Source organism: Streptomyces sp. E-08, from assembly GCF_049913095.1.
GTDB lineage: Bacteria > Actinomycetota > Actinomycetes > Streptomycetales > Streptomycetaceae > Streptomyces.
In genome coordinates this window covers 5493115-5513493 of the sequence record NZ_CP183971.1, presented here as the reverse complement: position 1 = coordinate 5513493, position 20379 = coordinate 5493115, and the positions used below count along the sequence as shown (strand labels likewise).

Below are 20379 nucleotides of genomic sequence, written 5' to 3'. Positions count from 1 at the left end.
GGGGGCTCGGTGGCCGGGGCGGGGGTGTCAGCCCTGGCCCGTGAGGTCGATCGTCTTCGTGCGTTCCGCGAGGGTCTTGCCCCGCAGGGCGTCGCGCATCACGAAGGCCACGTCGTCGGCGGAGACCTGGTGCTTGCTGCCGTCGCCCTTGGTGACCATGACGCCGTCGAACGCGCCGTCCAGGAGCCGCTCGATCGCCTTCTTGTCGTAGACCTCGACCAGCCGGCCGTCGACGGCCTTCATGGAGAGGATCTGCGGCAGCGAGCGCGCCGGACCGAAGTCGATGTGCCTGCCGCCCGCCTGGATCCTGATCAGACCGGACATCGCGGGCTTCGCGAACTCCTTCATCGCCCGGTCCAGCTCGGCCTTGGTGACCGACGGCCGGAGGGTGGTGACCGGCAGCTCGACCACCTTGCCCTGGCCCGTCTCGACCTGGGCCCGGAACGCGTCCCGGACCGAGATCATCGAGCGCTGGACGTCCAGACCGTTGCCGGGCTTGCCCTCGACCGGGGTCACCTTGTTCGGCGCGAAGAGGATCGTGCCCTCGGTCGCCGACGCGGAGCTGCCGGCCAGGTCGGTCAGGGCGACGGCGAGCTTCTCCTCGTCGACCGGGAAGACCGGCTTGGCGACCCGCTCGCCGCCGAACAGCGAGCCGATGACCGACACCGGGTTGTAGTCGCTGCCGGCCGCCGCACGGACGGTCTCCTGGCTGTCGAGCGCCAGGCCCGCCCTGTCCGGGGCCAGCTGGACCTTCTTGCCGCCGACGTCGAGCTGGAGCGGGGCGGTGGCCCGCTTGCCGAGCGCCGCGTCCAGCTTGTTGACGGCCTCCTCCTTCGTGCCGCCGCCGATGTCCACGCCTAGCACCGTGGTGCCCTTGGGGACGTCGGAGTGGTTGAGGAGCAGCCCGGCGCCGTACGCGACGCCCGCGAGGCCGAGGACGCCCACCGCGACCAGGACCAGCTTGGAGCGGCCCTTCTTCGCCGGAGCGCGGTCGGCCGCGGGGGCCGGCCGCGGCGCCGGAGCGGGGGCCGGGGCCGTCCGCTCCTCGATGCGCGGGGTCAGGTTCGGGCGGGCCGCCGAAGGCGGGACCACGGGGATGCCGCTGGTGAGCGTGTCCCCGGAGACGTGCGCGCCGTTGGCGGCCGCCGGGGCGGGCTGCTGCGGCGTCAGGATCGCGGTGTCGTCGGACATGCGGGGCGCGCCGGCGCCACCGCCGGCCGCGAACGGGGAGCCCGCGCCCCGGCCGCCCCCGAAGGGGCCGGGCGCGGTGGTGGCGCCGCCGAGGGAGGCGGTGCCGGTCACCGGGCCGGTGGTGGGTCCGTTCGGCGCCGCGGGGCCTCCCGGGACGCCCTGGGCACCGGGCCCGCCGGGACCGCGGTACGCGGGCGTGCCGGAGGCCGGGGTGCCGGTGTACATCGGGGTACCGGCGGCGGGCGTCCCGTCGTACATCGGGGTGCCCCCCGAGGGCGTCCCGTCGTACATCGGGGTGCCGCCCGCCGGCGTCCCGTCGTACATCGGGGTGCCACCCGCCGGCGTGCCGCTCTCGTACAGCGGGTTGCCGGGCGTCGGGGCGGAGGCGGTGACCGGGCGGCTCGACGGAGTCGTGCCGACCGTCGGAACGCCCGAGGTCGCCGAGCCCGCGAAGCCCGTGCCCGGGGCGTCCGGTCCGGGCAGTGCGGGCCGGGCGGCCGGCGCGGGCGCGATCGCGGGCGTGGGGGCCGGGCCAGGGGCCGCCGCCTTGCGGGGGGCGAACCAGTCGCTGGTCTCCTTCGCCTTCGGCGCCTGCGGGGCCTCCTCGGCCGCCCGCGGCGGCTCCGGGGCCACGGCCACCGGCTCGGGCTCCGGCTCCACGACGGGGGCGGGCTCGGGCTCGGGGTCCGGCGCGGGCGCCTCGTTGACCGTCTTGCGGACCACGACGGGCGGAATCGGACGCGAACCCGGGATGTTGATCCGGATCCGGGTCGTCAGCGTCGTCTCGGTCTTGGGCTCCTCCGGCGGCGCGGACGCGCCGGCGGTCTCCTCCGGCACGTCCTGCGTGGGGTGGAGCGACGGATACTGGCGGGATCCGTACGGCGGGGTACCCGAGGGGTATGCGGCTCCACCGCGCCCCTGGGCGCCGGAGGACGAACTGTCAGTCTCTCGACCAGTTTCACGACTCAAAGCAGGATCTCCCGGTTGGCTCCACCGCCCGCTCTTGCTGATGCTCGTGTTGACCCGGGCGGTTCGGCGGCGCGCACCACCATACTGAACACCGCCGCCTTGTACCCGACCCATGGTCGGCGGACGACGGGCAATCCGGCCGAAGTCAGGGCGTCCCCGGACTCAAGTCGTCCTGTTCACGGGGCCGGTCGCGACAGCCGGGGCAGCGTGGCGCACATCACAGCGAGCGCCATGCCGCCGAAGAGGAAGAGCAGCTCCCCGACACCCCCGCCGAACACCCCGTCGCCCTCGGGGCGTCCGAGGCTGAGCAGGATGACGGCGACGAGCCAGCCTCCGCCGGCGGAGGCGACGCCGGTCTGGGTGCCGGTGGCGCGGAGCGCTCCGTAGAAGAGTCCGGCGGTGGCGAGGAGCGCGAGGAGCAAGCCACCGGGGAGCCAGGCGGCTTGGACGAGGGAGCCGGCGACGCCGACGAGGGCGCCGAGGACGAGCAGTCCGGCGTACCAGGCGTACCGGGCGCCCGTGGGGACGGGGGCGTCGCTCACGCGGTCACCCCCGCGAAGAGGTCCGTCTCGCGCTCGCCCTCGGGGGCCCCGGAGACACCCTGGACGAGTTCGTAGTACTCGGTGGTGAAGATCGGCTGGCCGAGGTCGTTGGAGAGGGCGAAGAAGGGACCGTCGACGGCGACTTGGGTGGCGTGCGCGGCCATGGCGGCGCTCTTGCGGGCCGTGTACGCGGGGTCGGCGGCGATCTCGGCGGTGATCCGGTCCTCGTCGACGACGCCGGGGACGTCGTCGATCGCGGCGACGGCCGGGAAGACGGAGCCCTCGGCGCGGAGCCGGGCGAAGCCGGCCTCGGCGACGGGGCGGGGGACGCGGTTCCAGTAGATCTTGGCGATCGTGTGGGCCGGTCCGAGGTCGGGGCGGTAGTCCGGGTCGGCGGCCAGTCCGGCGGCGCGGGTGGCGACCCGGTGGGCCTGGATGTGGTCGGGGTGGCCGTAGCCGCCGTCGGGGTCGTAGGTGATCAGGACCTGCGGGCGGGTCTCGCGGATCACCTCGACGAGGTGGGGCGCGGCGGTGTCGACGTCCGTGTTCCAGAAGGCGTTGGCGCGCTTGTTCTGCTCGGCGCCCATCATCCCGGAGTCGCGGAAGCGCCCGGGGCCGCCGAGGAACCGGTGGTCGGTGACGCCCAGCTCGGTCATCGCGGCGGCGAGTTCGCCGACGCGGTGCGGGCCGAGCCGGTCCTCCCGGTCGGGGGCCAGATAGGCGAGGTCGGGCGGGATGACCTCGCCCTCCTCGCCGAGGGTGCAGGTGACCAGGGTGACGAGGGCGCCCTCGGCCGCGTACCTGGCCATGGTGGCGCCGTTGTTGATCGACTCGTCGTCCGGGTGCGCGTGCACCAGCAGCAGACGGCGGGCGGGGAGATCGGACATGCCCCCCACCCTACGAGGTCAGGACGGGGGCGACGTCAGAACTTGAGGCCGCCGATCATGCCCGCCACGTTCGTGGTGAGGGTGCTGATGGACGGGGCGATGGACGAGCTCGCCAGGTAGAAGCCCAGGAGCGCGCAGACCGCCGCATGTCCAGCCTTCAGCCCGGATTTCCGGATCAGCAGGAAGACGACGATCGCCAGCAGCACCACCACGGAGATCGAGAGTGCCACGGCGGTTCACCTCCACCTTCGGTCGGATATTCGAGCGGTTCGGTCGATCAGCATGTGCCAGAGGGCATGTCAGTCCGATGCATACCCACCTAGCGCTACGGATCATAACTATCCGTGCGGCCGCATCGATCGGCGGACGGAGGCACGAGGGGGGCGCACAGCGCTAGTTTCAGCCGCATGACCTTGTCTTCGCAGCAGTGGGCCACGCCCTCGGCCGGGCTCTCCTTCCCCCGTCAGCACGCGCGGACCCAGCGGTTCACCCTGGGGGCCCCGCGTGGTTTCTCGGTCTCCCCGGACGGGGAGCGCGTGGTGTTCGTCAGATCCGGTTCCGGGACGGACCGTTCCCACCGGCTCTGGGTCCTCGACCTGCCCCGGGACGGCGAACCCGGGGAGCGGGTGGCGGCCGACCCCGCGGCGCTGCTCGCGGGCGCGGAGGAGGAGTTGTCGCCGCAGGAGCGGGCACGCCGGGAGCGGAGCCGGGAGGGCTCGGCGGGGATCGTGGCGTACGCGGTGGACGGGACCGTGGAGTTGGCGGCGTTCGCGCTGTCGGGGCGGCTGTTCACGGCGGAGCTGCGGGCGGGGACGGCGCGGGAGCTCCCGGTGCCGGGGCCGGTGATCGACCCGCGTCCGTCGCCGGACGGGCGGTTCGTGGCGTACGTGGCGGAGGGCGCCCTGCGGGTGGTCGGCGCGGACGGTACGGGCGACCGGGAGCTGGCGGGGCCGGAGAACGAGCACGTCTCCTACGGATTGGCCGAATTCATCGCCTCGGAGGAGATGGGGCGGGAGCGCGGCCACTGGTGGTCGCCCGGCTCGGACCGGCTGCTCGTCGCGCGGGCGGACGACCGGGCGGTGGGGCGCTGGTGGATCGCGGACCCGGCGCATCCGGAGCGGGAGCCGCAGCGGGTGGGGTACCCGGCGGCGGGGACGGCCAACGCGGAGGTGCGGCTGTTCGTCGTGGGCCTCGACGGGGCGCGCACGGAGGTGGTGTGGGACCGGGAGCGGTATCCGTACCTGGCGCGGGTGCACTGGTCGGGGGCCGGGGCGCCGCTGCTGCTCGTGCAGGCGCGGGACCAGCGCGAGCAGCTGATCCTCGCGGTGGACCCGGAGTCGGGGAAGACCGCGACGGTACGGGCGGAGGCGGACCCGGCGTGGCTGGAGCTGCACCGCGGGGTGCCGGCGTGGGGGCCGGGCGGCGGGCTCGTCCGGGTCACGGACGAGGGCGGGGCCCGGGTCCTGGCCGTCGGGGAGGAGGCGTGGACGGGTCCCGGACTGCACGTCCGGGCGGTGCTCGACGTGGGGGCGGACGACGTCCTGGTGTCGGCCTCGGCGGGTGAGGCGGCGGCGGAGCCGGAGACCGGCGAGATCCATGTGTACCGGGTGTCGGGGCGGGGCCCGGAGCGCCTGTCGGAGGGCGCCGGCGTGCACGGCGCGGTGCGCTCGGGCGCGGTGACCGTCCTGGTGTCGGCGCGGCCGGAGGCGCCGGGGAGCGTGGCGCGGGTGCTGCGGGACGGCGAGCGGGTCGCGGTGGTGGCCTCGTACGCGCAGCTGCCGGTGATCTCGGCCCGGGTGCGGCTGACGGAGGCGGGGTCCCGGCGGATCCCGTGCGCGGTGCTGCTGCCCTCGGGGTACGCGGAGGGCGACGGGCCGCTGCCGGTCCTGATGGATCCGTACGGCGGTCCGCACGGGCAGCGGGTGCTCGCCGCGCACAACCCGCACCTGACCTCACAGTGGTTCGCCGACCAGGGCTTCGCGGTGGTCGTGGCGGACGGGCGGGGCATGCCGGGCCGCTCCCCCGCCTGGGAGAAGTCACTGCTGCGGGACCTCACGCCGACGCTGGACGACCAGGTGGAGGCGCTGCGGGCGCTCGCCGGGAGCTTCCCGCTCGACCTGGACCGGGTGGCGATCCGCGGCTGGTCGTACGGCGGCTATCTGGCGGCGCGGGCGGTGCTCCAGCGGCCGGACGTCTTCCACGCGGCCGTGGTCGGGGCGCCGGTGACGGACTGGCGGCTGTACGACACGCACTACACGGAGCGGTACCTCGGCACCCCGCAGGACGACCCGGAGGTGTACGCGGCGCAGTCGCTGCTGACCGACGACGGTCTGACCGCCCCGGAGGAGCCGGCCCGGCCGATGATGGTCGTGCACGGCCTCGCGGACGACAACGTGGTCGTGGCACACGCGCTGCGGCTCTCGTCGGCGCTGCTCGCGGCGGGCCGGCCGCACGAGGTGCTGCCGCTGTCGGGGGTGACGCACATGACGCCGCAGGAGCAGGTGGCGGAGAACCTGCTGCTGCTCCAGGTGGACTTCCTGCGGCGGTCGCTCGGTCTCACGGGGTGAGTCACCAGCCCGGCGGCGGCGGGTAGGGCGGGGCCGGGGGCCGTGCCCCGGCCGCCGGGTGGGGTCCGGGCGCGGTGGCGGGGGCGCCGCGCCCGGCGAGGAGCGCGAGCACCGCGATCCCGGCGAGCAGCTCGAAGCCGGAGGTGAGGACGTCCGCCGTGTCGGGGGTGGTGAGGTCGCCGAGGCGGGTGAGGGTCTCGTACCGGACGGCGCGGGCGACGCCGCCGAGGCCACCGGCCGCCAGGAGCACGGCGGCGAGGAGTCCGAAGGCCCGGCCGTGGCGGGCCCGTAAGAGGCAGGAGACGGCGGCCGTGCCGTAGAGGCCGACGGCGATCGCGGACAGCCAGCCGGGCGGCGGCGCGAGGGCGGGTTTGACGACGGAGCGGCCGCCGGTGAACCGGTCGACGGTGACCTCCAGGGGCAGTTCGCCGGCCCAGTAGAGCTCCCACAGGGTCACGGCGAGCGCGGCGAGCGCGAGGAGGATCCCGGCGGTGATCGCGGGGCCCGCCCGGGGCCGGGTGGGCTCCGGCTCGTACGGGGCGTCCGCCGGGCGGCGGCCGACGGCGGCGGTGAGGACGAGTCCGGCGGCGAGGGCCAGTTCGAGGAGGGCGGTGACGAGGGCGCCGCTCCCGGGCGCCCAGAGCCCGGGGAGGCGCAGCGCGAGGGTGACCGCACCGGTGGCGGCGAGGGCGGAGGCGGCGTGCCGTGAGCGGAGGGCTGCGACCACGGCGGCGGCGTAGGCGGCGAGGAGGACGGGGTCGATCAGGGAGGTGGTGGACCGCCCCCGGATCAGGAAGTGGTGGTCCCCGGCCCAGTACCACGCGAGGTCGGCGGGCGAACCGAGCTCGGCCAGGTCCTGGAGGATCCACACGGCGGCGATGAGGGCGAGCGCGGCGCAGAGCGCGGCGCCCGTGAGACGTGCCGGTCGTGTCACAGTCACGGCCCCGATACTCACGGTCGCGACGCGCCGAAACAAGCGGTTCCGCATGAACGGCGCATGGCAGCCGGCCGGGGCGGCATGTGCGCCCCGGCCGGCTCACGGCACCCGCACGGCCGTACGTCGATCAGCCTGCCGCGTCCGTATATCGGAGTCGATTCCGTCGGGTTGCCCGCAGGTTAAAGGGACTTGGGCTCGTCCTCGCCGTCCTCCGGCGGGACGACCTGCTTCTCCTCCGCGAAGTGACAGGCCGAGTCGTGCTTCGCGGGGGTGTCCGTGAGCCGGAAGACGGCCGGGACGGCGAGCAGCGGGACCTCCAGCTCGCACCGCTCCTGCGCCTTCCAGCAGCGGGTGCGGAAGCGGCAGCCGGAGGGCACGTTGGCCGGGGAGGGCACGTCGCCGGTGAGGATGATCCGCTCGCGGTGGGCGCGTGCCTCGGGGTCGGGGACGGGGACGGCGGAGAGCAGCGCCTGGGTGTAGGGGTGGGTGGGGTGGTCGTAGATCTGGGCGTCGGTGCCGATCTCGACGATCCGGCCGAGGTACATGACGCCGACGCGGTCGGAGATGTGCCGCACGATCGACAGGTCGTGGGCGATGAACACGTACGACAGGGAGAACTCGGACTGGAGGTTGTCCAGGAGGTTGACGACCTGCGCCTGGACGGAGACGTCGAGCGCGGAGACCGGCTCGTCGGCGACGATGATCTCGGGCTGGAGGGCGAGGCCGCGGGCGATGCCGATGCGCTGGCGCTGGCCGCCGGAGAACTGGTGCGGGTAGCGGTTGATGTACTCGGGGTTGAGGCCGACGACGTCGAGGAGGTCCTGGACCTTGCGGCGCCGGTCGCCCTTGGGCGCGACCTCGGGGTGGATCTCGTACGGCTCGCCGATGATGTCGCCGACGGTCATGCGGGGGTTGAGCGAGGTGTACGGGTCCTGGAAGACCATCTGGATGTTGCGGCGGACGGACTTGAGGGCCCGGGGGGACATGGTGGTGATGTCCTCGCCCTTGTAGCGGATGGTCCCGGACGTCGGCCGCTCCAGGTTGACCAGCATCTTCGCGACGGTCGACTTGCCGCAGCCGGATTCGCCGACGATGCCGAGGGTCTCTCCGGCGGCGAGGTCGAAGTCGACCCCGTCGACGGCCTTGACGGCGCCGACCTGCTTCTTGAAGACGATGCCCCGGGTCAGCGGGTAGTGCTTGTGGAGGTCCCGGACTTCGAGAATCGCCTCAGCCATGGAGGCACTCCTTCCAGAAGTGGCAGGCGCTGGCGCGCGGCACCGGGGACTCGGTCACGTCGTACAGCGGGGGTTCGTCGGTCCTGCAGACGTCCTGGGCCATGGGGCAGCGCGGGTTGAAGGCGCAGCCGGGCGGGATCGCGAGCAGGTTGGGCGGCAGGCCCTTGATCGCGTAGAGCTCCTGGCCCTTCTGGTCCAGGCGCGGGATCGAGTCGAGCAGGCCGCGGGTGTAGGGGTGGGCGGGGGCCTTGTAGATCTCGTGGACGGGGGCCTGTTCGACGATCCGGCCCGCGTACATGACAGCGATCTTGTCGGCGACGTCGGCGACGACGCCGAGGTCGTGGGTGATGAGGATGAGGCCCATGTTGAGCTCGCGCTGGAGCTCGGCGAGGAGGTCCATGACCTGGGCCTGGACGGTGACGTCGAGGGCGGTGGTCGGCTCGTCGGCGATGATCAGTTCGGGTTCGAGGGCGAGCGCCATCGCGATCATGATGCGCTGGCGCATGCCGCCGGAGAACTGGTGGGGGTACTGGCCGACGCGTTCCTTGGCGGCGGGGATCCTGACCCGGTCCATCAGCTCCACGGCCTTGGCCTTGGAGTCCTTGCGGGACATCCCCTTGTGGACCTGGAACATCTCGCCGAGCTGGTCGCCGACGCTGATGACGGGGTTGAGGGAGGACAGCGCGTCCTGGAAGATCATCGCCATCTTGGCGCCGCGGACCTTGCGCCGTTCCTCCTCCTTGAGCTTGAGGAGGTCCTGGCCCTGGAAGAGGATCTCGCCGGCGCTGATCTTCCCCGGCGGGATGTCGAGGATGCCCATGACGGCCTGGGCGGTGACGGACTTGCCGGAGCCGGACTCGCCGAGGACGGCGAGGGTCTCCCCCGCCTCGACGGAGTAGTTGACGCCGTTGACCGCCTTGGCCACCCCGTCCCGGGTGTGGAACTCCACGTGCAGGTCGCGCACTTCGAGCAGCATGGGTCCCTACCTCAGCTTCGGGTCGAGGGCGTCGCGCACCGCGTCGCCGAGCATGATGAACGCGAGGACGGTGATGGCGAGCGCACCGGCCGGCCAGAGCAGCATGTGGGGCGCGTTGCGGATGTACTGCGAGGCCGAGGAGATGTCGATGCCCCAGGAGACGGTCGGCGGCTTCAGGCCGACGCCGAGGTACGACAGGGTCGCTTCGAGGGAGATGTACGTGCCGAGGGCGATGGTGGCGACGACGATCACCGGGGCGACGGCGTTGGGCGCGATGTGCCGGAGCATCATCCGGGAGTTGGAGGCTCCGAGGGCCCGGGCGGCCTGGACGTAGTCGTTCTGTTTGGCGGTGATGACGGAGCCGCGGGCGATCCGGGAGAGCTGCGGCCAGCCGAGCAGCACCATGAAGCCGATGACGGGCCAGACGGTGGAGCTGGTCACCACGGACAGGAGCACGAGGCCGCCGAGGACGACGGGGATGGCGAAGAAGACGTCGGTGATCCGGGAGAGGACGCCGTCCCAGGCTCCGCCGAAGAAGCCGGCGAGCCCGCCGAGGATGCTGCCGAGGATCGCCACGCCGAGGGTGGCGAGGACGCCGACGGTGACGGAGGTGCGGGCGCCGTAGACCGTACGGGTGTAGACGTCGCAGCCCTGGCCGTTGAAGCCGAAGGGGTGGCCGGGCTGGGATCCCTCCTGCGCCTTGGACAGGTCGCAGTCGAGCGGGTCTCCGGAGGCGATCAGCTGGGGCCAGATGGAGATGATCACGAGGAAGAGGATGACGAGCCCGGAGATGATGAAGATGGGGTTGCGGCGCAGGTCGTGCCAGGCGTCGGACCACAGGGAGCGGGGCTTCTTGTCGGGGCCGCTGTTCTCGGGCCCGTCGGGAAGGTTCTCCAGGGTCTCCGCCTCGGCGGTGGCGAGGTCGGACGCTCCCCCGGCGCCGGTCGAGGCGATGGCGCGTCCTTCCTCGCCGTACGACTCAAGCGGCTCAAACGGCTCGGGCTCAGGCATAGCGGATCCTCGGGTCAAGGACGGCGTACAGGAGGTCGACCAGGAGGTTGGCCAGCAGGAAGATCAGGACGAGGATGGTGACGAAGCCGACCACGGTCTGCGTGTTCTGGCGGACGATGCCCTGGTAGAGCTGGTAGCCGACGCCGTGGATGTTGAAGATCCGCTCGGTGACGATGGCTCCGCCCATGAGCGCGCCGATGTCGGCGCCGATGAAGGTCACCACCGGGATGAGGCTGTTGCGCAGCAGGTGGCGGCTGATGACCCGGTGGCGGGGCAGGCCCTTGGCGACGGCGGTGCGGACGTAGTCGGCACGCTTGTTCTCGGCGATCGAGGTGCGGGTGAGCCGGGTGACGTACGCCAGGGAGACGGAGGCGAGGACCAGACCGGGGACGATCAGCTCGTCGAGGGGCGCCTCGGGTGAGACGGCCGGTTTGATCCAGCCCCATTTGACGCCGAGGAGCAGCTGGACGAGCAGGCCGGTGACGAAGGTCGGGACGGAGAGGACGACCAGGGTCAGGAGCAGGACGGTGGTGTCCACGGGGCGGCCGCGCTTGAGGCCGGTGACGACGCCCAGGCTGATGCCGATGACGATCTCGAAGAAGATCGCGACGATGGTCAGCCGGATGGTCACCGGGAAGGCGTTGGCCATCAGTTCGGTGACGGGCTGGCCGTTGAAGGCCGTGCCGAAGTCGCCGGTGAAGACGTTGCCCATGTAGGTCAGGTATTGCTGCCAGACCGGCTTGTCGAGGCCGAACTCCTTCTCCAGCTGGGCGGCGGTCGCCGGGTCGCACGCGCGGTCGCCGCACAGTCCGGCGATGGGGTCGCCCATCACGTTCACCATCAGGAAGATCAACAGCGTGGCGCCGAAGAAGACCGGGATCATCTGCAGCAGCCGCCGGATCACGTATCGACCCACGGAGGCCTCCAAAGCGGGTGGGTTGCGGGACGGCGTACGGCCCGGTGCGGGGGTCCGCGGCCCGGGCCGTACACCGCCGAACTGCTACGGCGTCACTTGACCTTGATCTGGTCGTAGACGGGGACGCTGAAGGGGTTCAGGGTCACGTTCTCGACCCGGTCCGAGTAGCCGGCGCTGCCGTTCTGGTACCAGAGCGGGATGGCGCCCATGTCGTCGCGGAGGACGCCCTCGGCCTGCTGGAAGAGGCCGACGGCCTTCGCGGTGTCCGACTCGGCGTTGGCCTGGTCGACGAGCTTGTCGAACTCGGGGTTCGAGTACTTGCCGTCGTTGGACGAGGCGTTGGTGTAGTACAGCGGCTGGAGGAAGTTCTGGATGAGCGGGTAGTCCATCTGCCAGCCGGCCCGGAACGGCCCCGGCATCTTCGACTGGGTCACCTGGTTGCGGAAGTCGGCGAAGGTGCCGATCGGGTTGCCGACACAGGCCTTGTTGTTGCCCAGCGCGCGGTTGATGGAGTTGCACACGGCGTCCACCCACTCCTTGTGGGAGCCGGTGTCGGCGTTGTAGGAGATCTTCATGGTGCCGCCGGGGATGCCGCCGCCCTCGGCGACGAGCTTCTTGGCCTGGGCCGCGTCGTACTTGCAGAAGTCGCCGCAGACGTCCTTGAAGCCGCCGTCCTCACCGAGGACCGGGGAGGTCCAGTCGACGGCGGGCGTGCGGGTCTTCTGGAAGATCGTCTCGGTGATCTGGTTGCGGTCGATGGCCATGGAGAGGCCCTGGCGGAGCTTCTCCTGCCCGGGCTTGTCCCAGGCCGGGTCGTAGAACGGGAAGGAGAGGGTCTGGATGATGCCGGCCGGGACGTTGATGTACCGGCCGCCCAGGTCGGCGTCGACGTTCTTCAGCTGGGAGGCGGGGATGTCGTCGACGAGGTCGAGGTTTCCGGCCGTCAGGTCCGTGTAGGCGGTGTTGTTGTCGGTGTAGACCTTGAGGGTGATGCCACCGTTCTGCGCCTTGTCGGGGCCGGGGTAGGCGTCCCACTTCTTCAGGGCCATCTGGGAGCCCTTGGAGTACGAGTCGATGGTGTACGGGCCGTTGCCGACGGGCTTCGAGAGCCAGCCGGCGTGGTCGCTGTAGAACGTCTGGGGCAGCGGCGAGAAGGCCGCGTAGCCGAGGGTGATGGGCCAGGTGGAGAACTTCTGGGTGAGCGCGACCGTGAAGGTCTGGGGGCCCGTCACCTTGAGGCCGGACATCGTCTCGGCGGTCGGCTCGCCCTTCTCGGGGTGGACCTGGTCGTAGCCCTTGATCTGGCCGAAGAAGTAGGCGTTCTTCTGGTTGTTCTTGAGGTTGGCCCCGTAGTTCCAGGCGTCGACGAAGGACTTGGCGGTGACCTTCTCGCCGTTGGAGAAGGTCCAGCCGTCCTTGACCGTGATGGTGAAGTTCTGCGAGTCGGTGGTGTCGATCTTCTCGGCGAGCATGTCCTTGGCCTCGCCGGTCTTCGGGTCGTACTGCTTGAGCCCGCGGAAGATCATGGAGAGGACCTTGCCGCCCTGGACCTCGTTGGTGTTGGCGGGCTCCAGCGGGTTCTGCGGGTCGCCCCACGAGGAACTCACGATGCCGTCGGCCCCTCCGCCACCGCCGCTGTCGTCGCCGCCGCCGCAGGCCGTCGCCGCGAGGGCGACGGCTGTGGCCAGTGCGGCCCACTTGGCGTGCGTGGCTCCGCGCATGGAGTGCCTCCCGTATGTCCCTGAATATTACTTAGGCCTCAATATGACCCGCATTCAAGAGGACTGCATGTTGTCGGCACCCATCGGTGGGAGACGCCGCCGGCCGGCCGGGGCACCCTTCGCCCCGACCGGCCGGCCGGCCCGCTTCAGCGCGGGAGCTCTACCACCAGCCCGTGCAGAACTGGCGGCCGTTGCTCGAGTCGTACACGCAGGCACGCGAGATGAGCGCGGAGTCGTAGTAGACGCCCGTCCACGTGGACCACGTGTTGGTCGCGAGCTGTCCGCTCCACCCCGAGGTGCCGCCCGCGTGCGAGCCCATGTTGTAGGTGCACTGCAGACGGTCCGCGGTGCAGCGGTCGACGGAGATGTAGGTGAGGTGCTCGTTGCTGCCCGGGGTGTACTGCATCCGGCCCCAGACGTAGACCTTGCCGTTGTACGTGCCCGAGCGCAGTTCGACCGTGACGCCGTTGCCGTTGGTGGCCGGGCCCAGGCGCGTCACCGCCGTACCGTTCCAGGCCAGGTTGTCGGGGTTGATGCCGTCGCAGCCGTAGTTGGAGCAGGTCGCCGCGAAGGCCGCTCCGGGTGCCGCGATCAGTGACATCAGTGCCGTGCACACGATGCCGACGAACATGCCGATTCTTGCCCTGATGCTCACGATGACCTCTCCGTCACAACGCCGGGAACGGCCAGACGCTAGGCACCGGCCCCGCCCGCCGACAAGGCCGATCCGGCCGCGACCCGTCCCGTGACGCCCGGTGGGACGCACTCGGGACACCGGACCGGCCGCCACCTCGTCCCCCGGCCCTAGGGTTCGGATCACCGACCGGCATGAACATGCCGCATCGACCCCACCGGAACTCCCTGGAAAGCGTGACCCGCCATGCCCGAGAACCTCGCCGTCCGCGTCGGCGTCGTCGCCGCGACCGCCCTCGCCGCCCTCACCCTGCCCGCGTCCGCCCAGGCCCAGCCGGGAGCCTCGTTCGTCGGCTACGGCCAGGCCAACAACGCGACCGCCGTGAAGTGCGTGCAGAACGGCCTCAACAACATCATCTCGGACCACTACGCGACGCAGCACGACCTGATCAGCGTCGACAGCGTCTTCGGCCCCGAGACGGACGAGGCCATCCGGTACGTGCAGTACCGGATGCTGGGCGCCTCCGAGGCCGACGGCGTCGTCGGGCCGAAGACGGGCGACCTGATCATGCGGTACGAGTTCGGCTGGTACACCACCTGCTTCCCCTACGTCCCCACCAGCCACTGACACGACGAAGGGCGCCCCGGTCCGTGGGTACGGACCGGGGCGCCCTTCTCGCTCAGCGCGTCAGTGCGTCAGTGCACCGGGACGACCTGCTTCTCCTCGGCGAAGTGGCACGCCGAGAAGTGGGCGGCCGGGGTGTCCACGCCCTTGAAGCGCTGCGGGACCGCGAGGACCGGGGCCTCCTGGGAGCACTTCTCCTGCGCCTTCCAGCAGCGGGTGCGGAAGCTGCAGCCCGACGGCGGGTTGGCCGGCGAGGGGACGTCACCGGTGAGGATGATCCGCTCGCGGTGCGCGCGGGCCTCCGGGTCCGGCACCGGCACCGCGGAGAGCAGGGCCTGCGTGTACGGGTGCGTCGGGTGCTCGTAGATCTGCTCGTCCGTACCGATCTCGGCCATCTTGCCGAGGTACATGACGCCGACGCGGTCCGAGATGTGCCGGACGATCGACAGGTCGTGCGCGATGAAGATGTAGGACAGGTTGAACTCGTCCTGGAGCTTCCCCATCAGGTTGATGACCTGCGCCTGGACGGAGACGTCCAGGGCCGAGACCGGCTCGTCGCAGATGATGATCTCCGGGTTGAGCGCGAGGCCGCGGGCGATGCCGATGCGCTGGCGCTGACCGCCGGAGAACTGGTGCGGGTACCGGTTGATGTACTCCGGGTTCAGACCGACGACGTCCAGGAGCTCCTGCACCTTGCGGCGCCGGTCGCCCTTCGGGGCCACCTCGGGGTGGATGTCGAAGGGCTCCCCGATGATGTCGCCGACCGTCATGCGCGGGTTCAGCGAGGTGTACGGGTCCTGGAACACCATCTGGATGTTGCGGCGGACGGCCTTCAGCGCGCGCCCGGACAGCTTGGTGATGTCCTGGCCCTTGTAGAAGACCTCGCCGGCGGTGGCCCGCTCCAGGTTCATCAGGAGCTTGGCGACCGTGGACTTGCCACAGCCGGACTCGCCCACGATGCCGAGGGTCTCGCCCTGGAAGAGGTCGAAGGAGACCCCGTCCACGGCCTTGACCGCGCCGACCTGCTTCTTGAAGAGGACGCCCTGCGTCAGCGGGAAGTGCTTCTGCAGGTTGCGCACCTGGAGGATCGGCTCGCCGCGGCCCACGGGGGCCTCGACGGCGGCGGCCACGGCCTCGTCGTTCTTGCTGAGGTCAGCCATGGATCGTCTCCTTCCAGAAGTGGCAGGCGCTCTTACGGCCCGGGAGATCCGCGCCGTCCTGCTCGGTGACCGGCACGAGCGCCGGGATCTCCGTGCGGCAGATGTCGTCGGCCTTGGGGCAGCGCGGGTTGAAGGCGCAACCGGTGGGAACCTTGAGCAGGTTGGGCGGCAGGCCCTTGATCGCGTAGAGCTCCTGGCCCTTCTGGTCCAGGCGCGGGATCGAGTCCAGCAGACCGCGGGTGTACGGGTGGGCCGGACGCTTGTACAGCTCGTGCACCGGCGCCTGCTCGACGATCCGGCCGGCGTACATCACGGCGATCTTGTCCGCGACGTCGGCGACGACGCCGAGGTCGTGGGTGATCAGGATCAGACCCATGTTGTATTCCTGCTGGAGCTCCGCGAGGAGGTCCATGACCTGGGCCTGGACGGTCACGTCGAGAGCCGTGGTGGGCTCGTCGGCGATGATCAGGTCCGGCTCCAGGGCGAGCGCCATGGCGATCATGATGCGCTGGCGCATACCGCCGGAGAACTGGTGCGGGTAGTCGCCGACCCGCGCCTTGGCGGCGGGGATCTTGACCTTGTCCATCAGCTCGATGGACTTGACCTTGGCGTCCTTCTTGGACATCCCGTGGTGCACCCGGAACATCTCGCCGAGCTGGTAGCCGACGGTGAGGACCGGGTTGAGGGAGGACAGCGCGTCCTGGAAGATCATCGCGATCTTCCGGCCGCGGACCTTCCGGCGCTCCTCCTCGGACATCTTCAGCATGTCCTCGCCGCGGAACAGGATCTCGCCCTGCGGGATCTTGCCGGGCGGCATGTCGAGGATGCCCATGATGGCCTGCGCCGTGACGGACTTGCCGGAGCCGGACTCGCCGAGGACGGCGAGGGTCTCGCCGGCGTCCACCGAGTAGTTGACGCCGTTGACCGCCTTGGCCACACCGTCACGGGTGTGGAACTCGACGTGCAGGTTCTTGACTTCGAGCAGCGGACCGTTGTGGTCGGAGCCGTCGCGCGGCGCGGGGACGGCCGCGGTCTTGTCGATGATGCTCATCTGGTACGCCCTCCTCAGCGCAGCTTGGGGTCGAGGGCGTTGCGGACGGCTTCGCCGAGCATGATGAACGCCAGAACGGTGATGCTCAGCATGATCGAGGGCCACAGCAGGACGTGCGGGGCCACTCGGATCTGGGCGACACCCGCGGAGATGTCGACACCCCACGAGACGGTCGGGGCCGCGAGGCCCAGACCCAGGTACGACAGGGTCGCCTCGGCCGAGATGTAGCCGCCGAGCGCGATGGTCGCGACGACGATCACGGGGGCCATGGCGTTCGGCAGGATGTGCCGGAAGAGGATCCGGGTCGTGCCGGCGCCGAGGGCCTTCGCCGCGTGGACGTAGTCGGCCTGCTTGACGGTGATCACGGCACCGCGCATGACGCGGGTGATCTGGGTCCAGCCGAGGAACGCGAGGGCGAAGACGACGACCCAGACGGTCCGCTCGACGAAGGCCTGCAGGACGACCATGGCGCCGAGCAGGAAGGGGATGCCGAAGAAGACGTCGGTGAGCCGGGAGAGCACCACGTCGACCCAGCCGCCGAAGTATCCGGCGATCATGCCCATCACGCCGCCGATGATCGTGACGATCGCGGTGACCGCGATGCCGACGGTGACCGAGGCGCGGGTGCCGTGGATCAGACGGGCGTAGACGGAGCGGCCCTGCTGGTCGTAGCCCAGCCAGTCGGGCGAGCCGATCTTGCTGAGCTCCGGCTTGCCGAGGAAGTGGTGGACCAGGTCACCGGCGGTCGGGGACGCACCGGTGAAGAGGGTCGGCCACGCCGAGATCAGCAGTAGGAGCGCGATCAGGATCGAGGAGACGATGAAGTAGGGGTTGCGGCGCAGGTCGGCCCAGGCGTCGCCCCAGAGGCTACGGGCCTTCTCCGCCTTGGCCGCCGGTGCGGACGCGTCCACGGAGGGGGTGGCGACGGCGTCCTCGACGGCGGTTGCGGTCTTGGTCACGTCAGGCATACCGGATCCTCGGGTCCAGGACCGCGTACAGCAGGTCGATGAGCAGGCTGGTGACGAGGTAGACGATCACCAGGATGGTGACGAGGCCCACCAGGGTCGAACCTTCGCGCCGGGAGATCGACTCGGCGATGACGCCACCGATTCCCTTGATGTTGAAGATCGACTCGGTGACGACCGCGCCGCCCATGAGGGCGCCGATGTCGGTACCGAGGAAGGTCACGACGGGGATCATCGAGTTGCGCATCAGGTGGACACCGATGACGCGGCGGCGCGGCAGGCCCTTGGCGACGGCCGTGCGCATGTAGTCGGCGCGCAGGTTCTCCGCCATGGAGGTGCGGGTGAGCCGCGCCACATAGGCAAGGGAGAGACCACCGAGGACGATGGCCGGGGCGATCATCTCGCCCCACTGCGGCTCGGTGCTGACGTTCGGGTCGATCCAGCCCAGGTTGAAGGCGAACACCATCTTGATGATGTAGCCCAGGACGAAGACCGGGATCGCGATGATCAGCAGCGTGAAGATCAGGATCAGGTTGTCGGCCAGGCGGCCGGCGCGCAGACCGCCGACGATGCCCAGGCCGAGGCCGAAGATCAGCTCGACGGCGAAGGCCAGTGCGGCCAGCTGGAGCGTGATGGGGAACGCGTCACCGAGCACCTCCGTGACGGGAAGGCCGTTGCGGATCTGGGTACCGAAGTCCTGGTGCCAGATCATGTTCCACATGTAGCTGACGTACTGCTCCCACTGCGGCCTGTCGAGACCCAGCTCGTGGCGCTTCGCGGCGAGCGTCGCCGGGTCGGCGCCCTTGTCGCCGAACATCGCCAGCACGGGGTCACCGGGCAGGCTGTGCACCATGAGGAAGATCAGCAGGGTTGTCCCGAGGAAAACCGGGATCATCTGGAGCAGTCGTCGTGCGACATAACGCCCCATCATGCCTCCGTTGAGATGTGACAGCGCAACCGACGGGCCCTCCCTCGACAGCATGCCCGGATCCGGGCATGCCGATGTCGTGGAAGGGCCCCCCAGCCGCTGCGTAAGGCACCGAGACGGGACTGACGTTCCGTCAGTCCCGTGACGGCGTGCGGACTACGCTTGGGTGATTACTTCTTGACCTCGACGCCGGTCAGGATCGGGTCGCCGTCCTGACCGTAGGCCACGCCCGAAACCTTCTCGGAGAAGCCCGCGTTGACCTTGTAGTACCAGAGCGGGATGGACGGCATGTAGTTCTTGAGGTCCTTCTCGATCGCCTGGTAGGCCTTGACGGACTCGTCAAGGGTGGCGGCCGAGTCGGCCTTCGCGATCTTGGCGTCCAGCTCCTTGTTGGAGAAGTCGCCCTGGTTGCCGCCCGCACCCGTACGGAACAGGTCCGAGATGAAGTTGGCGTTCACCGGGTAGTCGAGCACCCAGCCGGAACGGTAGAGCGACTTGACCTGCTTGGTCTTACGAGCAGTCAGGTCGGCCTGGAAGTCCGGCTTGCCGTCGCCGACGCACTGGACGGACGTGGCCTGGGTGATGGAGTTGCAGACAGCGTCCACCCACTCCTTGTGGCCACCGTCGGCGTTGTACTGGATGGAGATCTTGTTGTTCGGGACGCCACCGCCGGCCTTGATGAGCTCCTTGGCCTTGGCGGGGTCGAACTTGGTGACGCCGGCGCCACCGTCCTCCTGGAAGCCCAGGACACCCTTGGCGACCCAGCCGGTCGCGGGCTCACGCGTGCCGTTCAGCACCGTCTTGGTGATGGTGGCGCGGTCGATCGCCATCGACAGACCCTGGATGACGCGCGGGTCGACCAGCTTCGGCTTCTTCCACTGGTCCGAGTAGAAGGCGACGGCGATGGTCTGGATCGCGGAGTACGGCTGGTCCACGGCGCGGTCGCCGAGGTCCTGGCGGTAGACCGGGAGGTCCTTCGGCGCGATCTGACGCAGGACGTCGACGTTGCCGGACTTCAGGTCCTCGTACGCGGCCTCGAGGGTGGTGTAGTTCTTGAAGACCACACCGCCGTTCTTCGCCTTGTTCGGGCCCTTGTAGCCGTCGAACCGGGTGATCTCGATCTTCTTCTTGTGGTCCCACGACTTGAACTTGTAGGGACCGTTGCCGACCGGCTTCTGGCCGCCGGCGACCGGGTCCTTGTAGAAGGACTCCGGGAGCGGGGCGAAGACGATGTAGGCGAGCTTGTGCGCGAAGTACGGAACGGCCTTCGTCAGCTCGATCTTGAAGGTGTTCTCGTCGACGACGGAGAGACCCTCGAGCTTGTCGGCGGTGGGCTTGGCGCCCTCGGCCTCGGGGTGGACCTTGTCGAAGCCCTTGATGTCCGCGAACCAGGAAGCCAGACCCTGGGCGTTCTTGACGTTGGCGTTCCAGTTCCACGCGTCCACGAAGGACTTGGAGGTGACCGGGGTGCCGTCGTGGAAGGTCCAGCCCGGCTTGAGCTTGACCGTCCACGTCTTCGAGTCCGTCGTGGTGACCGACTCGGCGTTGATCATCGCCAGGGAGCCGTCGGCCTTGTAGTCGACCAGGGTCGAGAACAGGCCGGACATGACGGCGGAGCCGTTGGACTCCATCGTGTCACCGGTGAGCAGGGGCTTCTCAGGCTCACCCAGCTCGACGGAGAAGATTCCGTTCGGGTCAACAGCGCCCTTGGCGTCGCTGCCGCCGTCGCTCTTACCCCCGCCACAGGCGGTCGCAGCAAGGGCAACGATGATCGCGCCCGTTACCCACTTGGCGCTCTTGGCACCGCGCATGGGTTCCTCCTCATGAGTCCACTTTGTCACTACAAGAGGGGCACTCCGAGTTTCGCCGACACCCCTGACGGCTTTGCACTCAAGTGCCCCGAGTGTGCTCGTGAGTCGGCACTCCCCACAGTGCGTGACCCATTGACCCGAGCTCAATGGAGCCAACTATTAAGTACGTCCGGGCTGTAAACCACACTTAAGTGGTCTCGTTTTGACAACATCGCCAAGGCCCCGAAGACCGAAATCCGGACAAACAGAGCACA

At 70.1% G+C, this 20379-nt stretch carries 18 protein-coding genes; 2 read left to right on the top strand and 16 right to left on the bottom strand.

Annotated features, from left to right (window positions below; all coding sequences use genetic code 11):
• Positions 1–27 precede the first annotated feature (27 nt).
• The 4 genes from ACN9MM_RS25570 to ACN9MM_RS25555 all read right to left on the bottom strand — a co-directional run bounded on the left by ACN9MM_RS25570 (position 28) and on the right by ACN9MM_RS25555 (position 3819).
• Positions 28–2160, bottom strand: a complete 2133-nt coding sequence (locus tag ACN9MM_RS25570) for a hypothetical protein (protein WP_426365954.1) — start codon at positions 2158–2160, stop codon at positions 28–30.
• Between the two features lie 176 nt (positions 2161–2336).
• Positions 2337–2702, bottom strand: coding sequence for a DUF6113 family protein (locus ACN9MM_RS25565; protein WP_426365952.1), 366 nt, complete (start codon positions 2700–2702; stop codon positions 2337–2339).
• The gene (gene mshB / locus ACN9MM_RS25560; RefSeq protein WP_426365951.1) at positions 2699–3589 is read right to left on the bottom strand and encodes an N-acetyl-1-D-myo-inositol-2-amino-2-deoxy-alpha-D-glucopyranoside deacetylase; all 891 of its coding nucleotides are present in this window, start codon (positions 3587–3589) and stop codon (positions 2699–2701) included. Before mshB ends, ACN9MM_RS25565 begins: the two co-directional genes overlap by 4 nt.
• Positions 3590–3624: 35 nt before the next feature.
• Positions 3625–3819: a hypothetical protein gene (locus ACN9MM_RS25555; RefSeq protein ID WP_015035959.1), complete on the bottom strand. Its 195-nt coding sequence runs from the start codon at positions 3817–3819 to the stop codon at positions 3625–3627.
• Between the two features lie 177 nt (positions 3820–3996).
• Between ACN9MM_RS25555 and ACN9MM_RS25550 the strand changes: the two genes are divergently transcribed.
• Positions 3997–6156, top strand: a complete 2160-nt coding sequence (locus ACN9MM_RS25550; protein ID WP_426365949.1) for a prolyl oligopeptidase family serine peptidase — start codon at positions 3997–3999, stop codon at positions 6154–6156.
• 1 nt (position 6157) lies between these two features.
• Here the strand turns inward: ACN9MM_RS25550 and ACN9MM_RS25545 are convergent, their stop codons facing one another.
• The 7 genes from ACN9MM_RS25545 to ACN9MM_RS25515 all read right to left on the bottom strand — a co-directional run bounded on the left by ACN9MM_RS25545 (position 6158) and on the right by ACN9MM_RS25515 (position 13607).
• Complete coding sequence (locus ACN9MM_RS25545; RefSeq protein WP_426365948.1) at positions 6158–7096, bottom strand: hypothetical protein; 939 nt, start codon at positions 7094–7096, stop codon at positions 6158–6160.
• A 176-nt stretch (positions 7097–7272) separates the two neighbouring features.
• Positions 7273–8328 carry an ABC transporter ATP-binding protein gene (locus ACN9MM_RS25540; RefSeq protein ID WP_426365947.1) on the bottom strand — a complete coding sequence of 352 codons (1056 nt, stop codon included), beginning with the start codon at positions 8326–8328 and terminating at the stop codon, positions 7273–7275.
• The gene (locus ACN9MM_RS25535) at positions 8321–9304 is read right to left on the bottom strand and encodes an ABC transporter ATP-binding protein (RefSeq protein ID WP_426365946.1); all 984 of its coding nucleotides are present in this window, start codon (positions 9302–9304) and stop codon (positions 8321–8323) included. Before ACN9MM_RS25535 ends, ACN9MM_RS25540 begins: the two co-directional genes overlap by 8 nt.
• A 6-nt stretch (positions 9305–9310) precedes the next feature.
• Positions 9311–10315, bottom strand: a complete 1005-nt coding sequence (locus ACN9MM_RS25530; protein ID WP_382865199.1) for an ABC transporter permease — start codon at positions 10313–10315, stop codon at positions 9311–9313.
• On the bottom strand, positions 10308–11231 hold the full coding sequence (locus ACN9MM_RS25525; RefSeq protein ID WP_426365945.1) for an ABC transporter permease: 924 nt from the start codon (positions 11229–11231) through the stop codon (positions 10308–10310). The genes ACN9MM_RS25530 and ACN9MM_RS25525 overlap by 8 nt, the downstream gene beginning before the upstream one ends.
• A 92-nt stretch (positions 11232–11323) precedes the next feature.
• Positions 11324–12952 carry a peptide ABC transporter substrate-binding protein gene (locus ACN9MM_RS25520; RefSeq protein WP_426365943.1) on the bottom strand — a complete coding sequence of 543 codons (1629 nt, stop codon included), beginning with the start codon at positions 12950–12952 and terminating at the stop codon, positions 11324–11326.
• 160 nt (positions 12953–13112) lie between these two features.
• Positions 13113–13607: a hypothetical protein gene (locus ACN9MM_RS25515; protein ID WP_426365942.1), complete on the bottom strand. Its 495-nt coding sequence runs from the start codon at positions 13605–13607 to the stop codon at positions 13113–13115.
• A gap of 225 nt (positions 13608–13832) precedes the next feature.
• Between ACN9MM_RS25515 and ACN9MM_RS25510 the strand changes: the two genes are divergently transcribed.
• Positions 13833–14213: a peptidoglycan-binding domain-containing protein gene (locus ACN9MM_RS25510; RefSeq protein ID WP_426365941.1), complete on the top strand. Its 381-nt coding sequence runs from the start codon at positions 13833–13835 to the stop codon at positions 14211–14213.
• A gap of 68 nt (positions 14214–14281) precedes the next feature.
• On the opposite strand, the gene ACN9MM_RS25505 is transcribed toward ACN9MM_RS25510, so the two are convergent.
• The 5 genes from ACN9MM_RS25505 to ACN9MM_RS25485 all read right to left on the bottom strand — a co-directional run bounded on the left by ACN9MM_RS25505 (position 14282) and on the right by ACN9MM_RS25485 (position 20125).
• Complete coding sequence (locus tag ACN9MM_RS25505) at positions 14282–15370, bottom strand: ABC transporter ATP-binding protein (protein WP_426365939.1); 1089 nt, start codon at positions 15368–15370, stop codon at positions 14282–14284.
• Positions 15363–16421: an ABC transporter ATP-binding protein gene (locus ACN9MM_RS25500; protein WP_426365938.1), complete on the bottom strand. Its 1059-nt coding sequence runs from the start codon at positions 16419–16421 to the stop codon at positions 15363–15365. The genes ACN9MM_RS25505 and ACN9MM_RS25500 overlap by 8 nt, the downstream gene beginning before the upstream one ends.
• Before the next feature lie 14 nt (positions 16422–16435).
• Complete coding sequence (locus ACN9MM_RS25495; RefSeq protein ID WP_426365936.1) at positions 16436–17389, bottom strand: ABC transporter permease; 954 nt, start codon at positions 17387–17389, stop codon at positions 16436–16438.
• Positions 17382–18314 (bottom strand): ABC transporter permease, encoded by a 933-nt coding sequence (locus ACN9MM_RS25490; protein ID WP_426365935.1) that lies wholly within the window; start codon positions 18312–18314, stop codon positions 17382–17384. The genes ACN9MM_RS25495 and ACN9MM_RS25490 overlap by 8 nt, the downstream gene beginning before the upstream one ends.
• 170 nt (positions 18315–18484) lie before the next feature.
• The gene (locus ACN9MM_RS25485) at positions 18485–20125 is read right to left on the bottom strand and encodes a peptide ABC transporter substrate-binding protein (RefSeq protein WP_426365934.1); all 1641 of its coding nucleotides are present in this window, start codon (positions 20123–20125) and stop codon (positions 18485–18487) included.
• Positions 20126–20379 lie beyond the last annotated feature (254 nt).